A 23,097-nucleotide genomic window follows, 5' to 3' on the forward strand; every position below is an offset into this window, starting at 1 on the left:
CTATAGATTTGTTTGCCTCTCCTTTTATTTTTCTTTAGTTGTTGTCGAAACTTAGTTACAAATTTCCATTGTAATTTTTCATATAGAAACGTTCGACACGCATCAGGTCAACCATGATGACATAGCTAATTTAACAAAGGATATGATTTATCTTTTCTGTTGTTACTAAATATAAAACTATCATAACAATGAAGTGCGACCCCAAAGTTAGACCCAAAAATCTAACTTAGGGGGTATTTTAGTGACTAGATACGATTACGCATTTAAAAAACAGATAGTTGAAGCTTACCAAGGAAGTGAAGGTGTTTATAAAACATTGACGGATCGGTATAGTATTCCAGACTCCTATCCAGTTAAAACGGATAAAGACAGTTTAGACGCTCGAATTTAATGCTTTTCACAAGAAAAAAACGAAACAAAGTTACTCTTCTCAATTCAAACAAGATGTCACATACTATTAGTTGAATAGTGATAAATCTTATCTTGACATTACCCTGAAATACGGCTTGTCCTCCAACGCTCCAGATTTTTCATTGGCATCAATCATCCCTCAAATAAGGCATTTAAAGTCTTTCACCGAAACCGAAAGGAAAATTTTCATGGAAAGCCAATCATCAAAAAATTATATCTTAGCACAATCCATTGGTTAGTGGATCGAGTATTAGAATCATCTGCGCATCAAAACGAAACTCGGCTGCAGTCCTGTTCAATATCGCGAACGAATGGCAACATAAAAATACCGACAAGATTTCTCCAGTCGGTACTAGGTCTCACTATTGGATCTCTCTTCATAAAGAGTATAGTTTACAAAAATTATTTATCTAACCCAATTAATTTACGTTGTTTCCGATTGGATTCATTTGCTACATACTGAAGAACTGTCATAAATTCTTTTCTAGTTGCTTTTTTATTGAGATTACCATAGCTACGGTTATATTTTTTCATAATTGCTTCTGCTTTTTCTTTATCAGTCATATAACTTTTCCTCCAATTCTTCTGCTGTAAATAATTCTGGCAAAATAAGATCTATATCTCAAATATCTGGAACTATTGTAGCAATTCCATTATTATAGTCTTTTAAAATCACATGTACAGAAATAGATTCCTCATACTGTTTTATTACTTCACGCACATTATCCCGAGACCTAAAATACGCATTAATAAAGCGGTCTTTAGGAACAAATCGTCCCTCTACTTTTTCTCGAATTTTTGTATAGTCCCAAACAATGAGAGGATCTTGGAAGATAAAATAAATTGTCACATCATAATCTCGAGAAAGACATCTTTCAATATTCTGTTTTGCTCGGCCAATTGCAAATGTTCCATCTAAAAGAAAAGAATAGCCATTTTTCAAAATCATGTCTAAAGAATAATCAACTAACCAAGATGATCCACTTTGAAAATCAGAAGAATTACTGCCGGTATAGCCTGGAAACTTTGCTCGAAAAATGTCTGCATCAATTCTACAAATATCTTCTGATAATTCTAATAGGCTAATCGCTACCTCGGTTTTTCCAGCACCAGGTGTGCCAGCCATAAATATAGCTTCCTTTTGATCAGTAGTTTTACTTTTACCTTGAATTACTTCATTTAAAGATTTTGTTAACTTGAATCACAGACTTTCAGTTCCTAATATTTGATGTTTTTATTCACTTGTATAGATACTCATGAATCAATTTCGCAGTTATTTCTTAATATGTATAGATTGCACCTCTTTATCTAATACAAACCATCTATTTTAATAACTAATTTTATAGACTATTTTTATCTTTTAGATTACGAGTAATGTCGATCATCAGCATAATAAACATAAAAGGACCAGTTACACTCAACAATAATGCACCTAAGAATATAGCTAGTAATGGCATAGCGCCTATACCATTTTCACTTGCATCTAAATGAGGAAAAATTTTGAAAATAACTAAAAATACAAACGGTATAAATACTAATATAAACATACTTATTAAAAACAACACTAAACTTATGTTCCTAATTTTCTTAAACATAGTACACCACATTTCCAATTTTTTGTTATTATTATGTAGTAAAATTTAGCTTCGTACAAATTTTAACCAGAGTAATAAGAAAATTTATTATTAGTTAAAACGTAATAATATTAAGTTAAGTGCCAGAATAAAAAATCCTATGTATATATGAAACTTGCACTTTGTTAAATAAGCTTCTGTCTTCGTATAATCTGACCTTGATAAACTTTTCCCAAGGTTTTGTCGTACTAATTTTTTTATTCTCAATAAAAAACCAATACCTATACTAAAAAATATAATACTTAAGAAACATAAGCTTATACGGGCCACTAAATATATCACTCTGATTCACCTAAATTCTTTTCAATATCTATAGTCAAAAGTTTATGCAAAAAAATTATATTTTTCTAACAGTATATCTAAATTTTCTACAGTTTTTCCAGCAGCTAATGTTCCTATTAGTTCTAGTGTATATTGTATGCTAAAGCTTTACCACGTACTGACGTTATGACATCTTGAACAATAATTATATTTTCTATGACCCGAGCTATGTTTCACTTATTGTTCCTATTATTTCCGCTGCTTACTACCTGCTATACTTGTTCTTTTTTTAGTTAGGTAATTTCTCCTCTAATTCCTCTAAGTTTCTAATCATCATATATACCTTTGCAAGCATTGTTAATCAATTTTTTTAAGGGTATCAAAATGTCTTTTTACCGATAAGTTAAATAATATAAAAAAACACTCCTTTATTTTTCTAGTTTTGTCATCTATACTTATTTAACTCCTCAACTTATTAAGAAGTTTTAGACCGATCGTCCTTTTTTTCTTGGTATCTAAGATGTAGAGTATATACCAATAACATTGTTATACCAAACGGAGCAGTAATATACATCCCCCATAACGATAACCCTATACATAATAATACAATATTGCCATCAATAAAATTAGGAAACAAATGACTCAATACACTTAAAATAAAGGGCATCACAATCAACATAAACGTATTAACACCTAATAGAAGTTGACTTATAGAATATATTTTTTTCATTTGTCCACTCTTTTCTTTAGTCTACAAGTTCAAACCTGTATTTTGTTTTCAACTACTTCCATCAGTTTTCTATAAAAATTATATTTTTGATTTAATGGCTTTCTTATAGATATATACGTAAAAACTCTGGATTCTATCCTATCAACTAAATTCAAATATTTTTCTTTTTATTCCGTCTCGCTCAAGTTATTTGCCTTCCAGAATTATAAAGCAAGGATTAATACCAGTTATTCTACATAACTACCTACTACAATTGTTCGAGGTCTTTTAGGATCATTTTGAGAATCTGTTCTTCTGACATGTCATCAGTTATTGTTTTTTCATTCTCTAATCTCAAATAATCTTTTTCCAACCACCATTTCTTCATGACTTTTTCACCCCATTGGGCACTTTTCTCTCTTGTTTTATGTCGATTGACTGTTTCACCAAAAGAAATATCAAAGTAATAAATATGCGCGTTCTGTTGAAAATTCGAAACTAGATCAACAAACATCTCTTTATAAATATGAGTGCCTAGTATTCCTTCTATAACAATAACTTTAAATTTCCCTTGACCAAATAATGCGATGGATTGGATCAAGTCAGCTGTGGGATTTTCTATGCGGTCTTTTACGTTGAGTATGTGTAATCTAACTTCATCTTGCGATATCAACATTACTTCTCCTCGAGGAAATGATTGGCGTATCTTCGATGCAATCGTCGATTTTCCACTTGCGGAATTTCCACGCAGAATAATTAATTTGCTGTTCATTTACTTTATTCTACCTCCTTTTATTCAGGGTTTATAAATTTTCTGTTGCACTCGTTTGCTCTCTATGTAAATTATCAGCACCTGTCAGTAAAATTACTTCTCTTCGATTTTTTATGGTTTTACTTCTCATATCTCTACACCCTCCTAGCTTAATAATAATCACCTCACAGATTCTTAGCCATGTTTAACTTTGCCAAAACTATACTGATTGATACTGTAAACTTCTGGATAACTTATATATTCAGTTTACTTTGGATCGAATCCATTTTGATTAATTATTAATTAGCGTATCATTGATAGTCCCACTGATTCTCTCCTCTCTTTTGACAGCTGTCAAAACCTTTATTTGTGTATTTTGCGCAATCGTCAATAAAACTTTCTCTGTCTTAATATTTTTTATGCCTTATTTATTATAACCATTCGCTAAAATGAGGAACTGTCTATGTATATGCTCTTTAATGCTACCTTCATTAGTTTCGATTTGCATAAATTAATGATTGTACTAATGAAAGCGTAACAGCATCATGTTTATTGAAATCACAAAAAATCCTATATAGACACAAAACTTACATTTCATTAAATAGATTTTGCTTTTAAGAGCGTCTGACCTTGATAAACTTTTCCCAAGGTTTTGTCGTACTAATTTTTTTATTCTCCATAAAAAGCTAATACCCATACTAAAACACATCATACTAAAAAAATATAAGCTTATCCGAACCATTAAATATATCACTATTTTACACCTAAGACCTTCTATGTATGTAATGTTAAAAAAAGATAACTATTGTTTTTCTGACCATTCTAGCTATACCTTCTGTAATAATTCTCTTGACCCTGGTTCATACTTGTACCAATAAAATTTTAATTACAAAAAAATTATTAATCTTTAGAACTTTTTTTCATAATATGCAAAAAATCATGAATTACCTTTAAACCACACGTTTAATATAACCTAATAACATCGTTATTATTTAAACTAATCATAAAAACTTATTTTGAACGCATAAACGTTAAATTTATCTCAATCAAGTATGATAAAATCAGCAAAACAAAAAAGCCATACACATATTGCCTGTACGACTTCCGTATCCAATCCATTTTTATCCTAACCAACTAATCCTCTCTGTCATTTATTCGCTTCATCTGCTACATATTTCATCCCAGCATAAAATTCTTTTGCTATGACAATCTCTACTAAATCAACAATACTTTTAATTTACATTTTTTGTATCTTTTCCTTTTCCCTTCATAATTGTATTTTTATTTAACTGATTGATAAACTACTTAAGCAAAATAAAACTCAGTTGAACATCCTCCGTCTTTATACTATGTCTATAAAAAGAAGGAATGTTCAACCAACCTTGTTTTTTGGCGCGAAAAAATAGAAGAGATATAAGTAATTTCATGCATCTGTTCTTTTGTCGAAATCACCTATTTAGCAAAGCTCATTAACACCGCCTTTTCAATCGAAAATTAATCGATAAAAACTTGGTATTTCTGATAAAATGACTACTTGTAAATCTTTATCGGGCGGAAATATTTCTAACTCTTTCGACTTTGGCTAGAAAATGATATGCCAAGAAGTTTCAACTGGTTTGAGGGTCCGCTTGAACTTTTTATATTATTGAAACAGGACTGTCACATTTGCAACCACACGCACTGTTCGTCCATTTGGATATGAAAGCATTAGCTCTAGCTTATGTTGACCAACTTTTGATAGAACTTCAGGATTCAAAATAGTGATTTCAGGACGATCAGTTTCTTCTATATGGGTCTGCTCAACAAAATCAAATGGATCATAAGGTTCTCCTAAAACAATCTCAACCCTCCGGCCAACAGGAAATGCATCTTGTATTGGTATTTGCGTTTCTTTATATTGATCATACAATGTAGAATCGATCAAACTTCTCCAATCCTTTGGCATTTTATCATACTCAGCTGAGGTCCAATACTCAACATTTAATTGTCGATCAGATGTATCATCACGTGTATTGCCAGAAACATACGTTGACTCTCCTTTAAAACCTTCAGAAGCTTGATTCATGATCAGTAGCTCTCTTCGGCGGTTGGCTGGAATATTGTGATAATTGATAAATTGATTATCAATAAATACTCCATTATATACGTTGTCCTTTCCAGTATGCCGATTATACTCTACCCCAATCGCATATTTATCCTGCCACTCTTTAAAATCAAACACGTTATTTGCTACTAGCCAATTCGATAACTCCGCTACTTGACCTTGATCAAAACTATCTCCTAATCCAAATTCTGGTGTTTCATACATAATAATACCGGTATTACGTAGATAATTATTCATGATTGTGATGTTACGTCCTGATTTGAATTTAAATCCACCATAAGGTCCATTGTGCAATCCACGAACGTGATTGCCTACAACCTGTACATTCTGTGATCCTCTTAGATAGATGGCATGATCACCTACCACACCATATCGATCCTCGTTCTCGTACATCTGCTGGAAGAAATTATCTTTTATCAAAACATTCTTCGAATTACTATATGAATTGACACCACAAGAAAGATAGTTTTGTTCGTTATGTTCAAGAGATATTTGCTCAGACTCCAACGCAGATTGTAGACGATTGATGGTTTTGATAATCTCAGGATTGCTAAAGCTCTTGATTGCCTCTAACTCATTGATCCGTAATCCAAATAGATTATCTGTAATCTTTACGTTTTCCATATACTCATATCTTCCAACCGTCGAAAAACCACCAATATAGATTGCCCGATTTTCTGTATCTGGCGTGGCATGTTCATGATCTCTCATAAATATATTATTTTGCATAGTTGCCCCATTGGATGTCTGTAGGTTGATCGGATACAAAGAGACAGGATGATAAAACACATTATCATTGATGGTAATGTTATTTGCTAAACGTGTAAAAATTCCTACTCCATCGAAAAACAATGAATGAATCTCAATATTGTGGCTTGTCTGGTAATTTTCATCTGACAAATAAACGTTTTGTCCTGTTTCATTTTTCAATATCGTTGGATTCTCTTCTTCTCCTTTGATCTTGAGACCGCTTCTTAACACCACATTTTTATTGATGATATACGTATCAGCTGGAATATATAACTGTTTTGTTAAAGAATTGGTGTGATCAATAATCGTTTGTAATTGATCTGACTGATCTTCTAAACTCTCACGTCGCAACGCGTGCTCCCCAAAAATCGTCGCATCTGTTGCATCTAACCATTCGGTGTGCTGCGCCGGAAAAGTTTTTTGGTCCTCTAACTCATTCGTTGCTTCTGCGTTTATATTTGCTGGTATGCTTATTAAAAATAGAACCAGAAAACATAACATCATTTTTAGCTGTCGTTTGTTCATTTGTCTCTCCATTCTTTTTAGCTGTGATTGGCTATCGTTCTAAACAGGAAGTATTCTTTTATTTTTGGTGTTAGGTACCTTTTGTTTTAAGACACTATAAAATAACGAACGATATCCATTTGTAGATTAGCAGATAAATAAATAGTTTGGCACTCAATAATTTCATTCACAGGTGAAATTATTGAGTTCTTTCGCAAAAAAAATAGTTGAGCAACAGTTTTACCTAAAAAGACCCGACTAAATTTCTCTAGTCGGGTAACAGTCCTATTCGTTATAAATTATCACTTGAAACTTGATAATCCTTTTCTATTTTCTTTATCAATCATCGGGGTTATCTTAAACTCTTTTTCACCATACACTCGATGCATCGTCCACTGATCGATAAATGGTACTGTTAGATTCATGACAACAATCGCTACGCCGATCCCCCCTGGTAAATCTAAGACAATTCTTAAAACGGCACATAGTAAACCACAGCCGATAGCGAAATAATACTTCCCTTTATCGGTTGCAGGTGAAGTCGTATAGTCTGTTACCATGAAAACAGCTGCCATGATCAATGCTCCACTAAGCAAATGAGCTGTAGCAAAGCTGAAATTAAACCCACTATAAATCAAAATCGCTAGATAGAAAGAGGTTAGGGTTAATAAAGGAACGAATGGATGGATGATTTTTCGCACGATCAAATAGCCCCCAGCAATCAATAAAAGCAGTTTACTTGTTTCCCCCATTGGACCGCCTAGATCAATCCCTAAGAAAAGTTTCCACCATTCAGGTGTGGTCGCGCTGATTTCTCGAGAAAAATGACCAAGTGCCACAAGTGGCGTCACAGTTGTGATTACATCTGGTCCTGGTGCGATCCAATTAGTGATCCAAGGAGATAAAAAGAGCTTTAGAAGGACTCGTGCTGCTACTGCGGGATTGATCCAGTTCCTTCCTAACCCGCCTCCTAGATGCTTTACAAGGACGATAGCAATAAAGTCCCCGACAAGCACTGTCCATAATGGTGCACTAGTAGGTAATGTCAAAGCTAACAGCCAACCTGTGATCACAGCAGTCAAATCATTGACCGTGATCGGTTGTTTACTTGCTTTTTGGATAACCCCTTCAAGTAATACACAGGTGAGGATACTGGTAATGATCATCACTAACGAACGCCAACCAAAAAAGTAAGTAGCACCAATCGTTGGAAATATAAGGGCAATCAACACTTGTTTCATTTTCCATTGGCTTGTCCAATCATTACGGATATGCGGACCATTGATCGTTCCGTTTCCTAGATATTTCGTACTCATCCTTTTGCCTCCATGATCTGATTTTTTACTGCTCTGATATCTTTTAATAAATCGATTTTTGAAGGACAGATAAATGAACAAGCACCACATTCTAAACAATTCAACGCGCCTAACTGTTCGGCTGTCTGAAGATCCTGATGACGGTACGCTTGACTGATCAAGATCGGATGTAGACCGATTGGGCACGCATTCACACACTCGCTACATTTGATACATTTTTGTTCCTTTGGGATCATTGCCTCTGCTGCAGACAATGCCAAAATCAAATTAGTCGTTTTTGTGACTGGTTCATCTAATGATTGGATCAGTTTCCCCATCATCGGACCACCATTCAATACCTTAAGAGGTGACGACACAAATCCACCACACGCATCAATCAATTCCTCTACTGGTGTGCCAATTCGTACTCGTAGATTTTTTCCTTCTTTGATCGGTGTACCTGAAACTGTTACTACCCGTTCGAAGGATGCGACCTGCTTCAACGTAGCACTAAAAATACTATGTATCGTCGCTACATTCAAGGTGATCACTCCGACATCAAAAGGGAGCTTGCCTTTAGGTATTTCTTGAGATAATACATGCTTGATCACTAATTTTTCCGCACCTTGAGGATATAGGTCCCCTAGAATATGTAACTGGATTCTTGGATCAATCAGATGTTTATGTAAATGTTCAATCACTTGTACAGATGATTTTTCGATCGCAATCCTTGCTTTTGGGATTTGATAAGTATCCAGAATCATTTGTATACTCTTGATCATTTGTTCGGTATCTTCAATCAATAATCTTCTATCACTAGTAATGGATGGTTCACATTCTGCTGCGTTAATGATCAAGGTATGGATCTTTTGTTCTTCTTGAGGTAGTAGCTTTATGTCAGTTGGAAAACCAGCACCTCCCATCCCTATGATTCCTGCATTCGCAACGATGCTATGTAAATCTTTATTTTTTGTATGTAATAATTCTATACGATCAGAAAAGTCATTTTCTATAATGACCACTTTAGTCAACTGATGATTGACCATGCGCTCCTCGATTTTTTTTACGACTCCTGCCACTGAACTATGTACATTGGCAGATATTCGTCCATCTTTTTCTCCGATGAGTGTCCCAATTGCCACTTTATCTCCTACTTCAACAACAACTTTAGCAGGTTTTCCAAGATGCATAGACATTGGTAAAATAATTTTCTTTGGTGGCGTTAGTTTCTCGATGGCTTGTTGTGCTGTATGTTTGTTTTTATCAAGATAGACGCCATTCAACCTTTTTTTTACTATTAATTTCATTTTCATTCCCCTAACGATAGATAAAAAAGTAATAAATCAAACCGATTGCTACTAATACTAATTGCAAACCTAATCCGATCCATTCATATTTTTTTCGATAACTAATTTTTTTCATTTCTCCCCCTACGATAACAATGATTTTTTTATATAAAACAGTTGTTTTATTATTTGTAAAACTTGATCAAAATAGCACATATCCGCCCATAATCCATTAAATAAAATGATTTTACAGTAAAACCGTTTGCTATTTCCGTTTATATTCAAGTAAATAAAATAACTATTCGACAAAAATATAATAACACGATGTAAAGTAATATAAAAGATTAATTTATAAAAATTTTCATCTTATCTTTTTTACTAAATGACAATAACAAAAAAATTCTAACTCATGGGTTGCTTTGAGTTAGAATTTTTTATTGATTTGCTTGCGAGAAATAATTTGAAGGACTACCTTTTACCAAGTCCTGATTGCCAAAAATTATTTTGTGGAACGTAACTATCTATCCTGTAACAATATGCTTACAAATCGTTACTCCACCGCTTGCTTTTCCACATTTTGATGATAGGGACTCTGTTCAAACAACACCTTCCCATGTGAAAAATATAATTCAGCGTCTAAACATTGCCTGTCGTTAAGTAAATCAGTTATGACATTCGCTAATTTGATTACCGCAATTCGATCAAATGCGGTGATCATCGACTGTCCAATTGCTAAATTATCTAAAACAATACTTCTATAGTCGGATAAAGTCGGACAAAACGTTTCAACAAAAGATTCGATTGAACTCACTGAACGGTTCAATAAAAAATGCATAGGATGGCTATTCATATGTTTCAAAAGATATTTTTTATTATTCGTTAAATCAAGTTGATTAGCAATACAAACATCGATTTCATTTGTCAAAGATAGTTCTCTTGTGACTTTACCTGTGATGGTATCGTCAATTTGGATGAACGTTACTTTTTGATGAGAATGTCCAGTATCGACGATCCGATCAATCACTTTTGTTACGCCGTTGATAAATGTATCTGAACCTACTGTATAGTCACCACTTGGGTAATCAAGATAGTTAGATACTGGTACAGTGATTACTGAAAGCCCATGGCTACGTAGCTCATTTGCAAATACAACACTCGAAGTCCCACCTAATAATACGAAGGAGTCGTAATTTTCCTCTTTTATCAATTGAATAAATGGATAGTTAACATGGTTAGTTTCTGAACATAAATAGGAGCAATCAAATAAATGCCAATTATTTACATTTTGATCCAGCTTTGTTTGGATATATTGTTCTTCAGAAAAATTGATTGCGAATAATTCGATTTCTTGTTCAGGTATGGAAAGCACAAGCTGTTCCACCAACCGCTCTCCCCCTTTTACATAGCCTTCTATTGATAAAATGCCAACTTTTTTCGTCATATTCGTTTTCCCCTCACTGTATTCTTTCATTGAATTTCCATACTAAGTCAGTTCCAACAGCTATCTTCCTCAGACAGTAGTAATTTCTCATGCCGATCAAATAAATAGCAGCTCGATGTAATCGGTATCATTCAATCGTAAAATTTTTTGGAAAAGTCACTTAATTTTGCGATTTTCATATGATAGACATAGTTTCCTTCCGCTATTTTCTATTTAAGTAAAATATACCATATTTATTCCAATATAGCATAGAGGTTTTTTTATTGGTAGAGAAAAGTATAGGAATACTAAAATAGTATCAATTGCGACAGAACAAATTCTGATATTTTTGTCTCACGGCAACAGCTAGAAAGCGAGGAAGACAAAGACATATCTTCTCTTGATGATCATTGAATCTGGCTTTAAATCTATTTTCAATCAAAAAATAGACCACAAGTTTGACTTGTAGTCTATTTATATCGTTCGATAACTCAAAATAAAACAGCTTTAAACTTATTATACCTCCAGCTGTAACAGGTATATTTTATTGGTAGCAAACAATTAGAGCTGTTTCATGTTGAATGATCCAACATAGAGTGAGATAATGTGCTTTTCATTTAACAAACGATCGATCGTTTTGACAGATCAGTTAAAAAATTTTCAATAAATAAATCTGTTCCTTCTTTTGTCAGTTCATTCGCTTGACTAAACTTTTCTTTTACATTTATTTTGATTTCTTTGAGGGTCTGTTCCTTTGTCAGAAGATCGAAGATATATGTCGCTACTTCATTCTCCAATAGAAAGATGCCCTCATCTGATGACAAATAGATTGTGTTTCCTAATTTTTCATAAGCGATTGTTTTGTTTAACTTCATTTCTTTTCTTCCCTTCCTTTAACTCCATAACCAATAGTTCCACTATTGATCGTCTTCTTTTAACAGTCATTCTTCGAAATTGATGGTGTTCTGAATATTACTTCACATGGACTAACTTTTCAAAAGCATTAACCCTATTACTTGTTCTCATTCCTTATTCCAAAGATAAGAACCCCTTTATTCTTGGCGGGTGATTGATTCTTGCTTTTACTTTACATCGTAAAGTAATCAAATGCGAATAAGTAGTAGTTATCATCTCAAAACGTTATGTACACACATAATATTTCCTATATAAATAAGGGCTATCCGTCTTATCTGATCTTATTCATCGTTAACTTACAATTGATTATTGTGAGGCAAATCATTAACGAAATCATTTGCCTCACAATAAGGGGATTTTTAGGAAACTAAAGTTAGTCTATACAAAAAAGGGGAGTTTTTTAGTGTACTAACTTCGTTTCTACCATAAAAAAGAACGGTGTAAGCTTTGGTCCATTTGTTAAGCTACTAGAACAATTACATGACTTCACTTTAGTATACGGTCATCTAATATGCTTAGAAACTCTTCTCAGATCCTTTGAGCTAACTATCACTGTCCTCCTCTCTAGCATCTAGGAAAAAATTTCACTTTTTTTCCTAACATTAGTATAACGCGATTAATGTAAAAGTCAATATTTTTATTAGGAAAAGTTAGGAATAAGTTTTTTTATTAAACAGCTTATTCATACTATTTTCATGGATTGCAGGATTTTAGACACTGAATTAAGGAGTAACTAGCTACCCTATTATTGAAACACTCACAAATTTTAGGAAATGTTTTAGAAAAGGTTTAGGCGGATTGTTTACAGACTTGATATTTACCTTATCGATTTTTTTGCAAAAGTTTAAAAACATAACAATAATCTTCAAAAATTATGGTTTTAATGCTTTATATTGAGTATAATAATTTGAAAGATATCCTTATTTTTTCTCTATTTATTTATTATTTCACGCTATATTTATATAATTGATAGGCAAATCATAATAGCAAGAATCATTTATCTAACTCGTAAATGGTACTAGTTATTTGTTTCTATCATTCAAGAAAACGGAGGAAGGAAAACTGATGAAGAATTATTATTCAGTCAATGAACTTGCAGAGATTCTAGGAGTAACCACTCGTTCTGTACGAAATTATCTACGCGAGGGAAAACTACAGGGGATAAAGGTTGGAGGAAAATGGAAATTTTCAGAAGAAAATCTGTCAGAGTTTCTACAGTTCTCCCTTAAAAATAAACCAAGTTTCGTAGGAACTGACCAACCAATAAATAGTGCAGTAGTCCTAAAATTCTACCTTCAGTACGAAACGTTGGAGTCATTGCACCAATTTAGAGATTGTATGATCAAGTATCATCAAGATGTTTATTCAAATAAAGAAGATCGTTACTTTTTTTATAATGTCTTAGATGACACCTACGCGGAATTTATTATTAGCGGGAATTTTAACTATGTTCAAAGTTTTGGTACTTGGTTCAATGAAGCTGTTTTAAAACGAACGGATATCTCATTGACCGCACCAAAATAAAGCAGTGTAAGACATTTTTGTTAGTTGATGTCTTACATTGCTTTATTTTTTTAAATCAGCACAGTGATCATACTACCCCCGACAATCAAGGCTAACCCGATCAACGTGTATCTTAATTCTTTTTTGCTCTTCTTTTCGTGCAAAATAACCATACCACCTAAAGTTGAGATCACTACGTTCAGTTGCGTGATGATATAGGCAGTAGCTACTCCATTGGCATTAGCTGAAAATATATAAGCAAATGCTGCTAAACTAAAAATGACTCCGACGATCGTTGCTTTCCAACTTTTTCCATCTCCGTACGCTTTTGGTTGCTTCAAGACGACGTAAATAGCTGCTGCTAAGAAAACACCTAACATTTGTGGAAAGAAGATAGCTACACCGTCTGCATTGACTAATTTAGGTAATGCACTGTACACCCAATAACCAATACTCGTAGAAGCAAGAATCGAAATTCCTTTAGTTATCCCACCTTGTTTACTTCCCCCATCAGTTACTGCTGTTAGTGCAGAACCAATCACTAGCAAGACGATCGCTACTCCACCAATCACTTTTCCTGTTGTTCCTGCCCATTCGCCAAAAGCAAAAACACCGATTAGTGACGTTCCAACAAGCTGCATCGCAGTGGAAATAGGCATTGTTTTTGATACGCCGATCAAATTGAACGTGGTGTATTGTCCGATTTGGCCAATGACCCAAAACGCCCCCGATAAAAGACTGATCAAAAATGTAGTAATCGAAATACCACCGGGTGACATGAACAATTGAACAACTAGACCAACGAGTAATGCGCCAATACCCGTACCTAATATTTCATTAGTGGGACGCCCACCGATTTTTTTCAAAACCAGTGGTTGAATCCCCCAGCCAATCGCTGGTATTAATGCAATTAAGATTCCCATCAATCAATACCTATCCTTTCCCACCTTGAAATGAAGGATAAAGCGTCATACCACCGTCTACAAACAACGTAATACCTGTAACGTAGCTTGATTCATCTGAAGCCAACCAAGCAGCTGCAGCGGCAACTTCACTTGGTTTTCCGATCCGTTCCATCGGGATCATACTTTCTGTTGTCGCTTTTTGTTCTGGATCATCAAACTTTTCGGCATTGATCGGTGTTTTGATCGCTCCTGGTCCGATACTATTGATACGTATTCCTTCAGGCGCATACTCCATCGCAACACTTTGAGTGAATAGTTTTACCCCACCTTTTGAAGCGGCATAATGTGAGAAAGTCGGCCATGGGATTTGTTCATGGACAGAGGAAAGATTGATAATACTTCCTTTTACTTTGTGTTTTTTGAAATAATTGATCGCGGCTTTTGTTCCTAAGAACACGCCAGTAAGGTTGACTTGCATCACAGTTTCCCATTCTTCCAAGCTTAATTCGTGTGTAGGTTTTTGGTTCTCAGTGCCAGCATTGTTGACCCAAACATCCAACTGACCATAGGCTTTTATCGCTTGATCAATCAAAGTCTGCACGCCTTCTTCTGTCCCCACATCCGCTTTGACAGCTATTGCTTGGCCCCCAGCTTCTTCAATCGCTTTAACTGCTTCTTCGGCTCCATCAGCATCCGAATGGTAATTTACGACTACTTTCATCTTCTCTTCTCCAAAACGCTGAGAAATGGCTGTACCGATCCCTTTGGACCCACCAGTCACTACAGCTACTTTCTGTTCTAATTCTTTATACATAGGAGACACCCTTTCTTTTATCACATTAATAACAGATATTTTAAAACATTCGTTATTAGCTATAAAGACAGTGTACACTACGCAGTGTAGGTGAAAGCAAATCATACGCACTAAAAAATTCTTTCCAAAAAAAGAAAGCCCTTCAGTTATCCTGATTGGGCTTCTTCCTTATTCTCGAATACTACATTTGCTTATTCAACATGTTCAAAAAAATCAGCAGTTACTTGTTCGTCTGCTTTTAATTGCTCAATTAGAGCTTCTGCTCCATCAAACTTCACTTGATCTCGGATAAACTCGTGCCAACGAATGTAGACATGTTCACCATAGATATCTTGATCAAAATCTAGAATATACAGTTCGACTGTCAATTCACGTCCATCGCCAAATGTATCATTATGCCCGATTGATCCCATCGCTGGGTACCACGTCTCACCGATTTTGATTTCACAAACATAGACACCCACTTTTGGTAAATGAACGGTGCTTTTAACTTTGACATTGGCTGTCGGGAATCCTAATAAGCGACCACGTGCGTCCCCGTGGATGACCACACCGTCGATTTCATAAATATATCCTAGCAAATGGGCCACACTCGCGACATCCCCAGCATCCAAGTCTTGACGAATCCGTGAAGAACTGATTTTTTCCCCTTCTTGTTGCTCTTTTGGTACAGTGACTACTTCAAAACGACCTTTTGCATAACCAGGGAGATGAGGGACATCCGCAATTTCTTTTGGACCATACGTATAGTCAAAGCCAGAAACGGCATACTTAGCATTTAGTCCTACAATATATTGATCAACGAAATCTTGAGGGGCTAAGTGGGCAAATGCAGAAGTAAATTCAATTTCGTAAAGATAATCGATACCAAGTTCTGCCATTTTTTCTTCTTTTTGTTCTAACGTAGTCAAGTATTTGACGTTACTTGGATTGATTTTTTTAAAGACGATTGACGGATGTTGATTAAATGTCATCAATGCCAATTTCAGACCCTCTCTTTGAGCAATTTCTCGCCCCGTTTCAATCACTTTCTGATGTCCTAAATGAACTCCGTCAAAGAAACCTAAGATCAATACGACGTCTTCTTTCGGAATTTGAGAAACTTGATAAGGGTGTCTGATTTTGATGATTTCCATTTTTACATTAAACCTCATTTCTTAAAACTTTACTTGGTTTTAACTTATTTTTTTCTTTTGGATTTGGTTGGTAGATACTCACTACTTTTCCTTGATAAAAAAGAGCAATTTCTTCTGATGGCATCTCTGATAAACCAAATACTTGGTAATCTAAACGCATACCATTCTTGACTTTCTGCCAAACTGTTTCGTCGATATCGACCTGTTTGAACTTTGCTACACCCGTTTCAATGGGTAATAAATACTCTTCGATCGTACCATTCTCCATATATGATGCTACTTCAGCTAAAGTAATTGCTTGGGATTCATTCATGCCGGCACTCGCTGTTCTCGTCAAATCTGACATATGTGCAGGATAGCCCAACTTACTCCCCGTATCTACAGCCAATGTCCGGACATAGGTACCTTTCCCACATTCGACTTCAAACCGCCACGAAACGGTCCCTGCTTCTTTTGACCAGTGGATTTCACTCGTTCGTTCAAAACGATAGATCTGCGCCTTGCGAACAGGTCGTTCCACTGTTTCATTATTTCGAGCATATTCATATAAACGTCGACCATTGACTTTCACAGCCGAGTACATCGGAGGAATCTGTGTGATCTCACCGACAAAAGCAGCCATTGCTTCATCTATTTGGTCCTCTGTCAACACTTCGGTTACAGCCCGTTGTTCGACGATTTCTCCTGATTTGTCTTCAGTCGTCGTACTGTAGCCAAGGGTGATTTCTCCTTTGTAGGTCTTCCCCGAATCCGTCAGATATTCAATGACTTTAGTGGCTTTACCAATACAAATTGGAAGAACACCATCTACATCAGGATCTAATGTCCCACCATGTCCGATTTTCTTTGTATGTAAAATTTTTCGTAATTTGAATACACAATCGTGGCTAGTCATGCCGCGTTCTTTCCATAAAGGTAATAAGCCTTCCATCTTTTGTTCTCCATTCTTTTAAGTATTAACTGAATTATTATAACACATCGGATCAAAAACTGACGGGATTGATCCTTAAATGTACGATTATTTTGTTTTAGAAACATAAACGTAACAAAAGTTCACACTGTTGTAAATAGAAAGATGGTATTCTTTTTGTAAAGGAGGGAGCACCTATGGAAAATCTTTTCTTTGCACCTTTTGATTGGTTATACGGATGGTTATCTGGTAGATGATCGGATGATTCTTTGATCAGTCAATTCTTATATTTTGCTTTTATGATGAAACATGTTTTCCCCAAAAGCGGACAATTCAGCGATGATCATCTGCTACGAATACAACGAAAAAATTCGGAAATGGCTTCTTCTATTTTTGGATTCTTTCGTTGTATTTCGTTTGGCTCTCTAGTGTCGAATGAAAATAGACAAAAAAAACAGGGAGGATACAGTTATTGTATCCTCCCTGTTCGACCATTGATACGAACGAGTTAACTCGCTAGAACATTAGTCTTTGTTTAAATTACGCAATAATTCATCGATATGATTACCATATACAACTGATTCGTCTAGCTCAAACGTCAATTCAGGTGTTTTATAAATACTCATGTTATGTCCTAATTCACGACGAATCAGTCCACTTGCTTTATTCAACCCTTCTTGCGCTTTTTTCTTATCTGAAGCTAAGTCTGATAAAAGGCTATAATAAATCGTTGCTTGTTGCAGATCACCCGTGACATGCACATCTGTGATCGTTACATTTTCCACACGTGGATCACGTACCTTTTTGCGTAAGATATCATTCACTTCTTTTAAAATTTCTTGACCGACTCTGCGGTCACGATAGTTAGCCATAATGAGCGGCCTCCTTTTTTTAAATTAGTCGACTTTGATTTCTTCCATGATAAAGCCTTCGATAACATCGTCTACTTTAAGATCATTGAATTTCTCAACCATTGCTCCACATTCAAAGCCCATTTTCACTTCTTTGACATCGTCTTTGAAGCGTTTCAAGCTTGCTAATTGTCCTTCGAAAATGACGATGCCATCACGAATGACACGCACACCGCTATCACGACGAATGTAACCATCAGTGACAAAGGCACCAGCGATCGTTCCAACTTTTGATACTTTGAAGGTTTCACGGACAGTCATTTGACCAGTGATTTTCTCTTCAAACTCAGGATCTAACATCCCTTTCATCGCAGTTTCGATTTCTTCGATGGCTTTGTAGATGATACGGTGAAGACGGATATCCACTTCTTCTGTATCTGCTTGGATTTTCGCTTGTGGTGTCGGACGAACATTGAAACCAATGATGATCGCATTACTTGCCGCAGCAAGCGTCACATCACTTTCATTGATTGCTCCAACAGCTGAATGGACGATCTTGACACGTACGCCTTCAACGTCGATCTTCTTCAATGAAGCAGCTAGTGCTTCTGCTGAACCTTGTACGTCAGCCTTGATGATGACATTGACTTCTTTTAATTCGCCTTCTTTTAAGCTTTCAAACAAGTTGTCTAATGTCACACGACTAGTTGCTGCACGTTGTTCTAACATCGCACGTTTGCCACGTTCTTCACCCGCCGCACGAGCTGTCTTCTCGTCTTCAAAGACAACAAAACGATCGCCTGCTTGAGGTACATCATTCAATCCTGTGATTTCAACTGGTGTTGCTGGTCCAGCTGTTTTTTCACGGCGTCCTAAGTCGTTGACCATTACACGGACACGACCGTATGTGTTTCCGACAACGATTGGGTCTCCAACATTCAATGAACCTTGTTGAACAAGTAATGTTGTCACAGGACCTTTTCCTTTGTCTAATCGTGCTTCAATCACTGTACCGATCGCACGTTGTGTTGGATCAGCTTTCAAGTCTTCCACTTCAGCGACTAAAAGAATCATTTCTAATAGTTCTTCGATGTTTTGGCCGAATTTTGCTGAGATTTCTACAAAAATCGTTTCGCCACCCCATGCTTCAGGAATCAATTCATATTCACTTAATTCTTGCATCACATGTTGTGGGTTTGCACCTGGTTTATCGATTTTGTTGACTGCAACGATGATTGGTACACCAGCTGCTTTCGCATGGTTGATCGCTTCTACAGTCTGTGGCATTACGCCATCATCGGCGGCAACAACTAAAATCGTGATATCAGTGATACTTGCACCACGCGCACGCATACTTGTAAAGGCCGCATGTCCTGGTGTATCCAAGAATGTGATTGGTTTGCCATCAATATCGATTTGATACGCACCGATATGCTGTGTGATACCACCGGCTTCTCCGCTTGTTACACGTGAATGACGTAAAGTATCTAGTAAAGTTGTTTTCCCATGGTCAACGTGACCCATGATCGTTACAACTGGCGGACGTGAAACTAATTTTTCTGGATTCACTTCATCCGCTTCAAAGAATTTGTCGATATCCGCGATATCTACTTGGATTTTTTCTTGTGGTTCCATACCGTAGTCTGTTGCTAACAATTCGATCGTATCTTTATCTAATGCTTGGTTTTGATTGACCATCACGCCTAGCATAAATAATTTTTTAATGATCTCTGCTGGTTCGCGGTGGATTTTTTTCGCGATATCTGCAACATTCATACCTTCTGTATACTCTAATACTTCAGGTAACTCACGGAATTTACGTGGTGGGACTGCTGGCTTGTTTGACGTTTGTTGTTTGCCTTTTTTCCCTTTTTTGTTGAAACGATTGCGGTTGTTATTGTTGAATTTGCCGCGATTGTTATTATTGTTTCTATTTTGGCCGCCTTGGTTTGCTCCTTGACGGTTTTGGTTACTGCCCTGAGTGTTTCCTTGGGCAGTTCCCTGACGGTTTTGGTTGCTACCTTGGCTGTTTCCTTGGGTAGTTCCCTGACGGTTTTGGTTGCTTCCTTGGTTGTTACCTTGGGTAGTTCCCTGACGGTTTTGGTTGCTGCCTTGGTTGTTACCTTGGCGATTTTGATTATTGTTTTGAGTAGTTCCTTGACGGTTTTGATTGTTTCCACCTGTCTGATTACTCTTATTCTGATTTGTTGATTGGTTTTTTCCTTGATTCACTTGACCGCTCCCTTGACCGCGATCTTGATAGTTGCGGTTACTTTTATTTTTTTGTTGGTTCGATGGTTCGTTTGTTTTCTTTTGGTTACTTGGCTGTTGTCCGGCTGGTTTTTGGTTTGCTTTTTGTACTGGTTGCTTTTTCTGCTGTGGTTGGTTGAACGCTTGTTGCAGTTTCTTTTCATCTTGTGTGCTGACCGCACCCATGTGATTTTTCACATCGATTCCAAGTTTCTGCGCTTTATCAACGACCTCTTTACTAGACTTGTTCCATTCTTTCGCTAGTTCATAAATTCGTTTATTGCCCATGCAATCACCTTCCTAACCTTCAATTAGCTCCTTGACCTTTTTTGCAAAGCCGGTGTCCGTGATTCCTATCACTTTCCGAGGTTTACCGATCATCTGCGTGATTTCTTCCTCAGAAAACAGCTCAAAGCAAGGAACTTCGTAGTACGAACTCTTATCTTTGATTTTTTTTCTGGTATTCTCACTGGCATCACTTGCGACGAAAACGATCTTGGCTTTTTGGCGACGGATGTCTCCGATCGTCAATTCTTCACCTGTGATCATTTTCCCTGCACGCATCGCTAGACCAATAAGATTCATGGCTTTTTGCCGATTCATTCCATTCATTCGCCAAATAGCTCTTTTCGGGCTTTTTGGTGAGTGACGTAATCTAATAGTTCTTGATAAAATTCATCTGTTAGCTTAGCTTCAAGTACACGATCCAAGAGATGTTTATCCCAAGCTTGTTGTACTTCCTCCGGCTCAAGTGAGACATACGCTCCTCGTCCAGGCATTTTTCCAGTAGGATCGATCGATACCACACCTTCTTTTGAACGTGTGACACGAATCATCTCTTTTTTTGGTTTCATTTCACCTGAAACCACAGATTTGCGTAAAGGGATCTTCCTTTGTTTCATCTCTTTGCCTCCTTCACTAGCAGTTAAATTTCTTCTTGTTCAGTTACTTCGGTTGTTTCGTCTTCAAATGCGATTGTTTGATATTCATCATCTGTCAAATCTGATTGGATGATTGCTTCATCGTGTAATTCTTCAGAGATCGCTGCTTCTGCCTGAGCTTTTTTCTCATAGAATTCAGTCATGTCTGACTCTGATTTGATGTCGATTTTGTGGTTCGTCAATTTGGCTGCTAGACGCGCATTTTGTCCGCGTTTACCGATTGCCAATGACAATTGATAATCCGGCACAACGACCGTACAAGCTTTTGGATTTTGTTCGTCAAAAATGACATCCACGACTTGTGAAGGATTCAATGCGTTCGCAATGAACACCGCAGGATCTTCATCCCACTCGACGATATCCATGTTTTCGCCCTTCAATTCATTCACGATTGCTTGGACACGTTGGCCTTTAGGACCGACACATGTGCCGACAGCATCGATATTCGGATCAGTTGAGCGAACAGCCACTTTTGAACGATCGCCTGCTTCTCTAGCAACGCTGACGATTTCAACAAGTCCATCATAAACTTCTGGTACTTCTTGTTCGAACAAGCGACGCAAAAGATCAGGATGACTACGGCTAACAAAGACTTGAGGGCCTTTTGATGTATTCTCAACACGTGATACATATACTTTGATACGATCATGTGGTTGATAAAATTCATTTGGCATTTGGTCTTGTTTTGATAGGACTGCTTCGATTTTACCTAAATTGACATAGATATAACGTTTGTCTTGACGTTCAACGATCCCTTGCATAATGTCTTTTTCATACGCACTGAATTCGTTATAGATGATTGTGCGTTCTGCTTCACGTACACGTTGCAAGATGACTTGCTTAGCTGTTTGGGCAGCGATACGACCGAAATCTTTTGGTGTGACTTCAAAACGGATCTTGTCACCGATCTCGTAAGCAGGATTGATCAACAAGGCGTCTTTCAAAGATACTTCTAATTGTGAGTCCATCACTTCTTCGGTGACTTCTTTCACTGCATAGACATGGATCTTGCCTTTTTTTTGTTCAAATTCTACTTCTACGTTTTGTGCTTGCCCATAATGGCGTTTGTATGCAGAAACTAACGCAGCTTCTAAAGCGTCGATCACGATTTCTTTTGAGATTCCTTTTTCAGCCTCTAAAGCATCTAACGCGTTCAACATTTCTTTACTCATTCTTCTGTTTCCTCTCCGTGATTAAAATTGGATTGCTAAGCGAGCTTTGGCAATATTCTTACGGTCAAAAACAATTTCTTTTTCCCGTGTCTTTATGCGTATCTTCAATGTAAGCTGTTCAGCATCAAATGATTGGAGAAAACCTTCGTATTGTTTTTCTCCGTCAACTGGTTGATATAAAGACACATGGATATACTCTCCTCGTGCTTTTTCATAATCTGCCTCTTTTTTCAAAGGGCGTTCTGCGCCTGGAGATGATACCTCTAGGAAATATGCTTGTGGTATCGGGTCTGGCTCTGTCGTATCAAGTTTCTCACTTAATTTTTCACTGACAAATGCGCATTCTTCAATGTCGATTCCGCCTTCTTTATCTATAAACACCCGTAAAAACCAGCTTTTTCCTTCTTTGACAAATTCTACTTCTACTAGCTCAAACTTTTGTTCATCTAAGATCGGTGTCACCATTTCTGTGACTGTTTCAACGACGCTACTCAAAGATTTCGCCTCCTTAAAATTAGATCCGTAATTCCATTAAAAAGAGTGAGCGAAAATTCCGCTCACTCACAGTTAGTATC

21 protein-coding genes and 1 pseudogene are annotated in these 23,097 nt (G+C 36.4%); 2 read left to right on the forward strand and 20 right to left on the reverse strand.

The features are described from left to right. Positions 1 to 241: 241 nt before the first annotated feature. The gene (locus IGJ19_RS08285; protein WP_185953878.1) at positions 242 to 391 is read left to right on the forward strand and encodes a hypothetical protein; all 150 of its coding nucleotides are present in this window, start codon (positions 242 to 244) and stop codon (positions 389 to 391) included. Between the two features lie 422 nt (positions 392 to 813). On the opposite strand, the gene IGJ19_RS08290 is transcribed toward IGJ19_RS08285, so the two are convergent. The 9 genes from IGJ19_RS08290 to IGJ19_RS08330 form a co-directional block, all read right to left on the reverse strand. After that, complete coding sequence (locus tag IGJ19_RS08290) at positions 814 to 975, reverse strand: hypothetical protein (protein ID WP_185953879.1); 162 nt, start codon at positions 973 to 975, stop codon at positions 814 to 816. A 58-nt stretch (positions 976 to 1,033) separates the two neighbouring features. After that, positions 1,034 to 1,582 carry a zeta toxin family protein gene (locus IGJ19_RS08295; protein WP_430604564.1) on the reverse strand — a complete coding sequence of 183 codons (549 nt, stop codon included), beginning with the start codon at positions 1,580 to 1,582 and terminating at the stop codon, positions 1,034 to 1,036. A 169-nt stretch (positions 1,583 to 1,751) separates the two neighbouring features. Then, complete coding sequence (locus tag IGJ19_RS08300; protein WP_430603653.1) at positions 1,752 to 2,006, reverse strand: hypothetical protein; 255 nt, start codon at positions 2,004 to 2,006, stop codon at positions 1,752 to 1,754. 1,277 nt (positions 2,007 to 3,283) lie between these two features. After that, positions 3,284 to 3,787, reverse strand: coding sequence for an AAA family ATPase (locus IGJ19_RS08305; protein ID WP_430603655.1), 504 nt, complete (start codon positions 3,785 to 3,787; stop codon positions 3,284 to 3,286). A gap of 1,621 nt (positions 3,788 to 5,408) precedes the next feature. Beyond that, positions 5,409 to 7,145: a glycoside hydrolase family 55 protein gene (locus tag IGJ19_RS08310; RefSeq protein ID WP_260697590.1), complete on the reverse strand. Its 1,737-nt coding sequence runs from the start codon at positions 7,143 to 7,145 to the stop codon at positions 5,409 to 5,411. 281 nt (positions 7,146 to 7,426) lie between these two features. Then, entirely contained in the window at positions 7,427 to 8,440 is a 1,014-nt protein-coding gene (locus tag IGJ19_RS08315) for an RnfABCDGE type electron transport complex subunit D (RefSeq protein ID WP_260697591.1), read from the reverse strand. Then, a complete protein-coding gene (rsxC, locus tag IGJ19_RS08320) occupies positions 8,437 to 9,726 on the reverse strand; it encodes an electron transport complex subunit RsxC (protein WP_142433627.1) in 1,290 nt (429 codons plus the stop codon). Before rsxC ends, IGJ19_RS08315 begins: the two co-directional genes overlap by 4 nt. A gap of 529 nt (positions 9,727 to 10,255) precedes the next feature. After that, on the reverse strand, positions 10,256 to 11,146 hold the full coding sequence (locus tag IGJ19_RS08325; RefSeq protein WP_195514372.1) for a 6-phosphofructokinase: 891 nt from the start codon (positions 11,144 to 11,146) through the stop codon (positions 10,256 to 10,258). A gap of 596 nt (positions 11,147 to 11,742) precedes the next feature. After that, positions 11,743 to 12,000 carry a hypothetical protein gene (locus tag IGJ19_RS08330; RefSeq protein ID WP_071866235.1) on the reverse strand — a complete coding sequence of 86 codons (258 nt, stop codon included), beginning with the start codon at positions 11,998 to 12,000 and terminating at the stop codon, positions 11,743 to 11,745. Between the two features lie 1,105 nt (positions 12,001 to 13,105). Between IGJ19_RS08330 and IGJ19_RS08335 the strand changes: the two genes are divergently transcribed. Beyond that, the gene (locus tag IGJ19_RS08335; protein WP_071866234.1) at positions 13,106 to 13,564 is read left to right on the forward strand and encodes a helix-turn-helix domain-containing protein; all 459 of its coding nucleotides are present in this window, start codon (positions 13,106 to 13,108) and stop codon (positions 13,562 to 13,564) included. A 50-nt stretch (positions 13,565 to 13,614) separates the two neighbouring features. Here the strand turns inward: IGJ19_RS08335 and IGJ19_RS08340 are convergent, their stop codons facing one another. The 11 genes and pseudogenes from IGJ19_RS08340 to rimP all read right to left on the reverse strand — a co-directional run bounded on the left by IGJ19_RS08340 (position 13,615) and on the right by rimP (position 23,017). Further along, positions 13,615 to 14,466, reverse strand: coding sequence for a GRP family sugar transporter (locus tag IGJ19_RS08340; protein ID WP_071866233.1), 852 nt, complete (start codon positions 14,464 to 14,466; stop codon positions 13,615 to 13,617). 10 nt (positions 14,467 to 14,476) lie between these two features. Continuing rightward, positions 14,477 to 15,262, reverse strand: coding sequence for a glucose-1-dehydrogenase (locus IGJ19_RS08345; RefSeq protein WP_430603659.1), 786 nt, complete (start codon positions 15,260 to 15,262; stop codon positions 14,477 to 14,479). A 191-nt stretch (positions 15,263 to 15,453) separates the two neighbouring features. Beyond that, a complete protein-coding gene (gene ribF / locus IGJ19_RS08350) occupies positions 15,454 to 16,398 on the reverse strand; it encodes a riboflavin biosynthesis protein RibF (RefSeq protein ID WP_065097010.1) in 945 nt (314 codons plus the stop codon). 7 nt (positions 16,399 to 16,405) lie between these two features. Continuing rightward, on the reverse strand, positions 16,406 to 17,329 hold the full coding sequence (gene truB / locus IGJ19_RS08355) for a tRNA pseudouridine(55) synthase TruB (RefSeq protein ID WP_430603661.1): 924 nt from the start codon (positions 17,327 to 17,329) through the stop codon (positions 16,406 to 16,408). 503 nt (positions 17,330 to 17,832) lie between these two features. Continuing rightward, complete coding sequence (gene rbfA / locus IGJ19_RS08360) at positions 17,833 to 18,180, reverse strand: 30S ribosome-binding factor RbfA (RefSeq protein WP_010735198.1); 348 nt, start codon at positions 18,178 to 18,180, stop codon at positions 17,833 to 17,835. A 24-nt stretch (positions 18,181 to 18,204) separates the two neighbouring features. Continuing rightward, positions 18,205 to 20,595 (reverse strand): translation initiation factor IF-2, encoded by a 2,391-nt coding sequence (gene infB / locus IGJ19_RS08365; protein ID WP_416379332.1) that lies wholly within the window; start codon positions 20,593 to 20,595, stop codon positions 18,205 to 18,207. Positions 20,596 to 20,604: 9 nt separating this feature from the next. Continuing rightward, a pseudogene (locus tag IGJ19_RS08370) lies at positions 20,605 to 20,697 on the reverse strand (translation initiation factor IF-2 N-terminal domain-containing protein); the annotation flags it as partial. A gap of 12 nt (positions 20,698 to 20,709) precedes the next feature. Beyond that, positions 20,710 to 21,021 carry a YlxQ-related RNA-binding protein gene (locus IGJ19_RS08375; protein WP_010735196.1) on the reverse strand — a complete coding sequence of 104 codons (312 nt, stop codon included), beginning with the start codon at positions 21,019 to 21,021 and terminating at the stop codon, positions 20,710 to 20,712. Next, a complete protein-coding gene (gene rnpM, locus IGJ19_RS08380) occupies positions 21,018 to 21,311 on the reverse strand; it encodes an RNase P modulator RnpM (protein WP_010735195.1) in 294 nt (97 codons plus the stop codon). The genes IGJ19_RS08375 and rnpM overlap by 4 nt, the downstream gene beginning before the upstream one ends. Before the next feature lie 23 nt (positions 21,312 to 21,334). Next, positions 21,335 to 22,522, reverse strand: a complete 1,188-nt coding sequence (gene nusA / locus IGJ19_RS08385) for a transcription termination factor NusA (protein ID WP_019723218.1) — start codon at positions 22,520 to 22,522, stop codon at positions 21,335 to 21,337. A 21-nt stretch (positions 22,523 to 22,543) separates the two neighbouring features. Further along, entirely contained in the window at positions 22,544 to 23,017 is a 474-nt protein-coding gene (gene rimP, locus IGJ19_RS08390; RefSeq protein WP_010735193.1) for a ribosome maturation factor RimP, read from the reverse strand. Between the last annotated feature and the right edge of the window lie 80 nt (positions 23,018 to 23,097).

The organism is Enterococcus sp. DIV1368b (genome assembly GCF_050529595.1).
In the GTDB taxonomy this organism is placed as follows: domain Bacteria; phylum Bacillota; class Bacilli; order Lactobacillales; family Enterococcaceae; genus Enterococcus_B; species Enterococcus_B mundtii.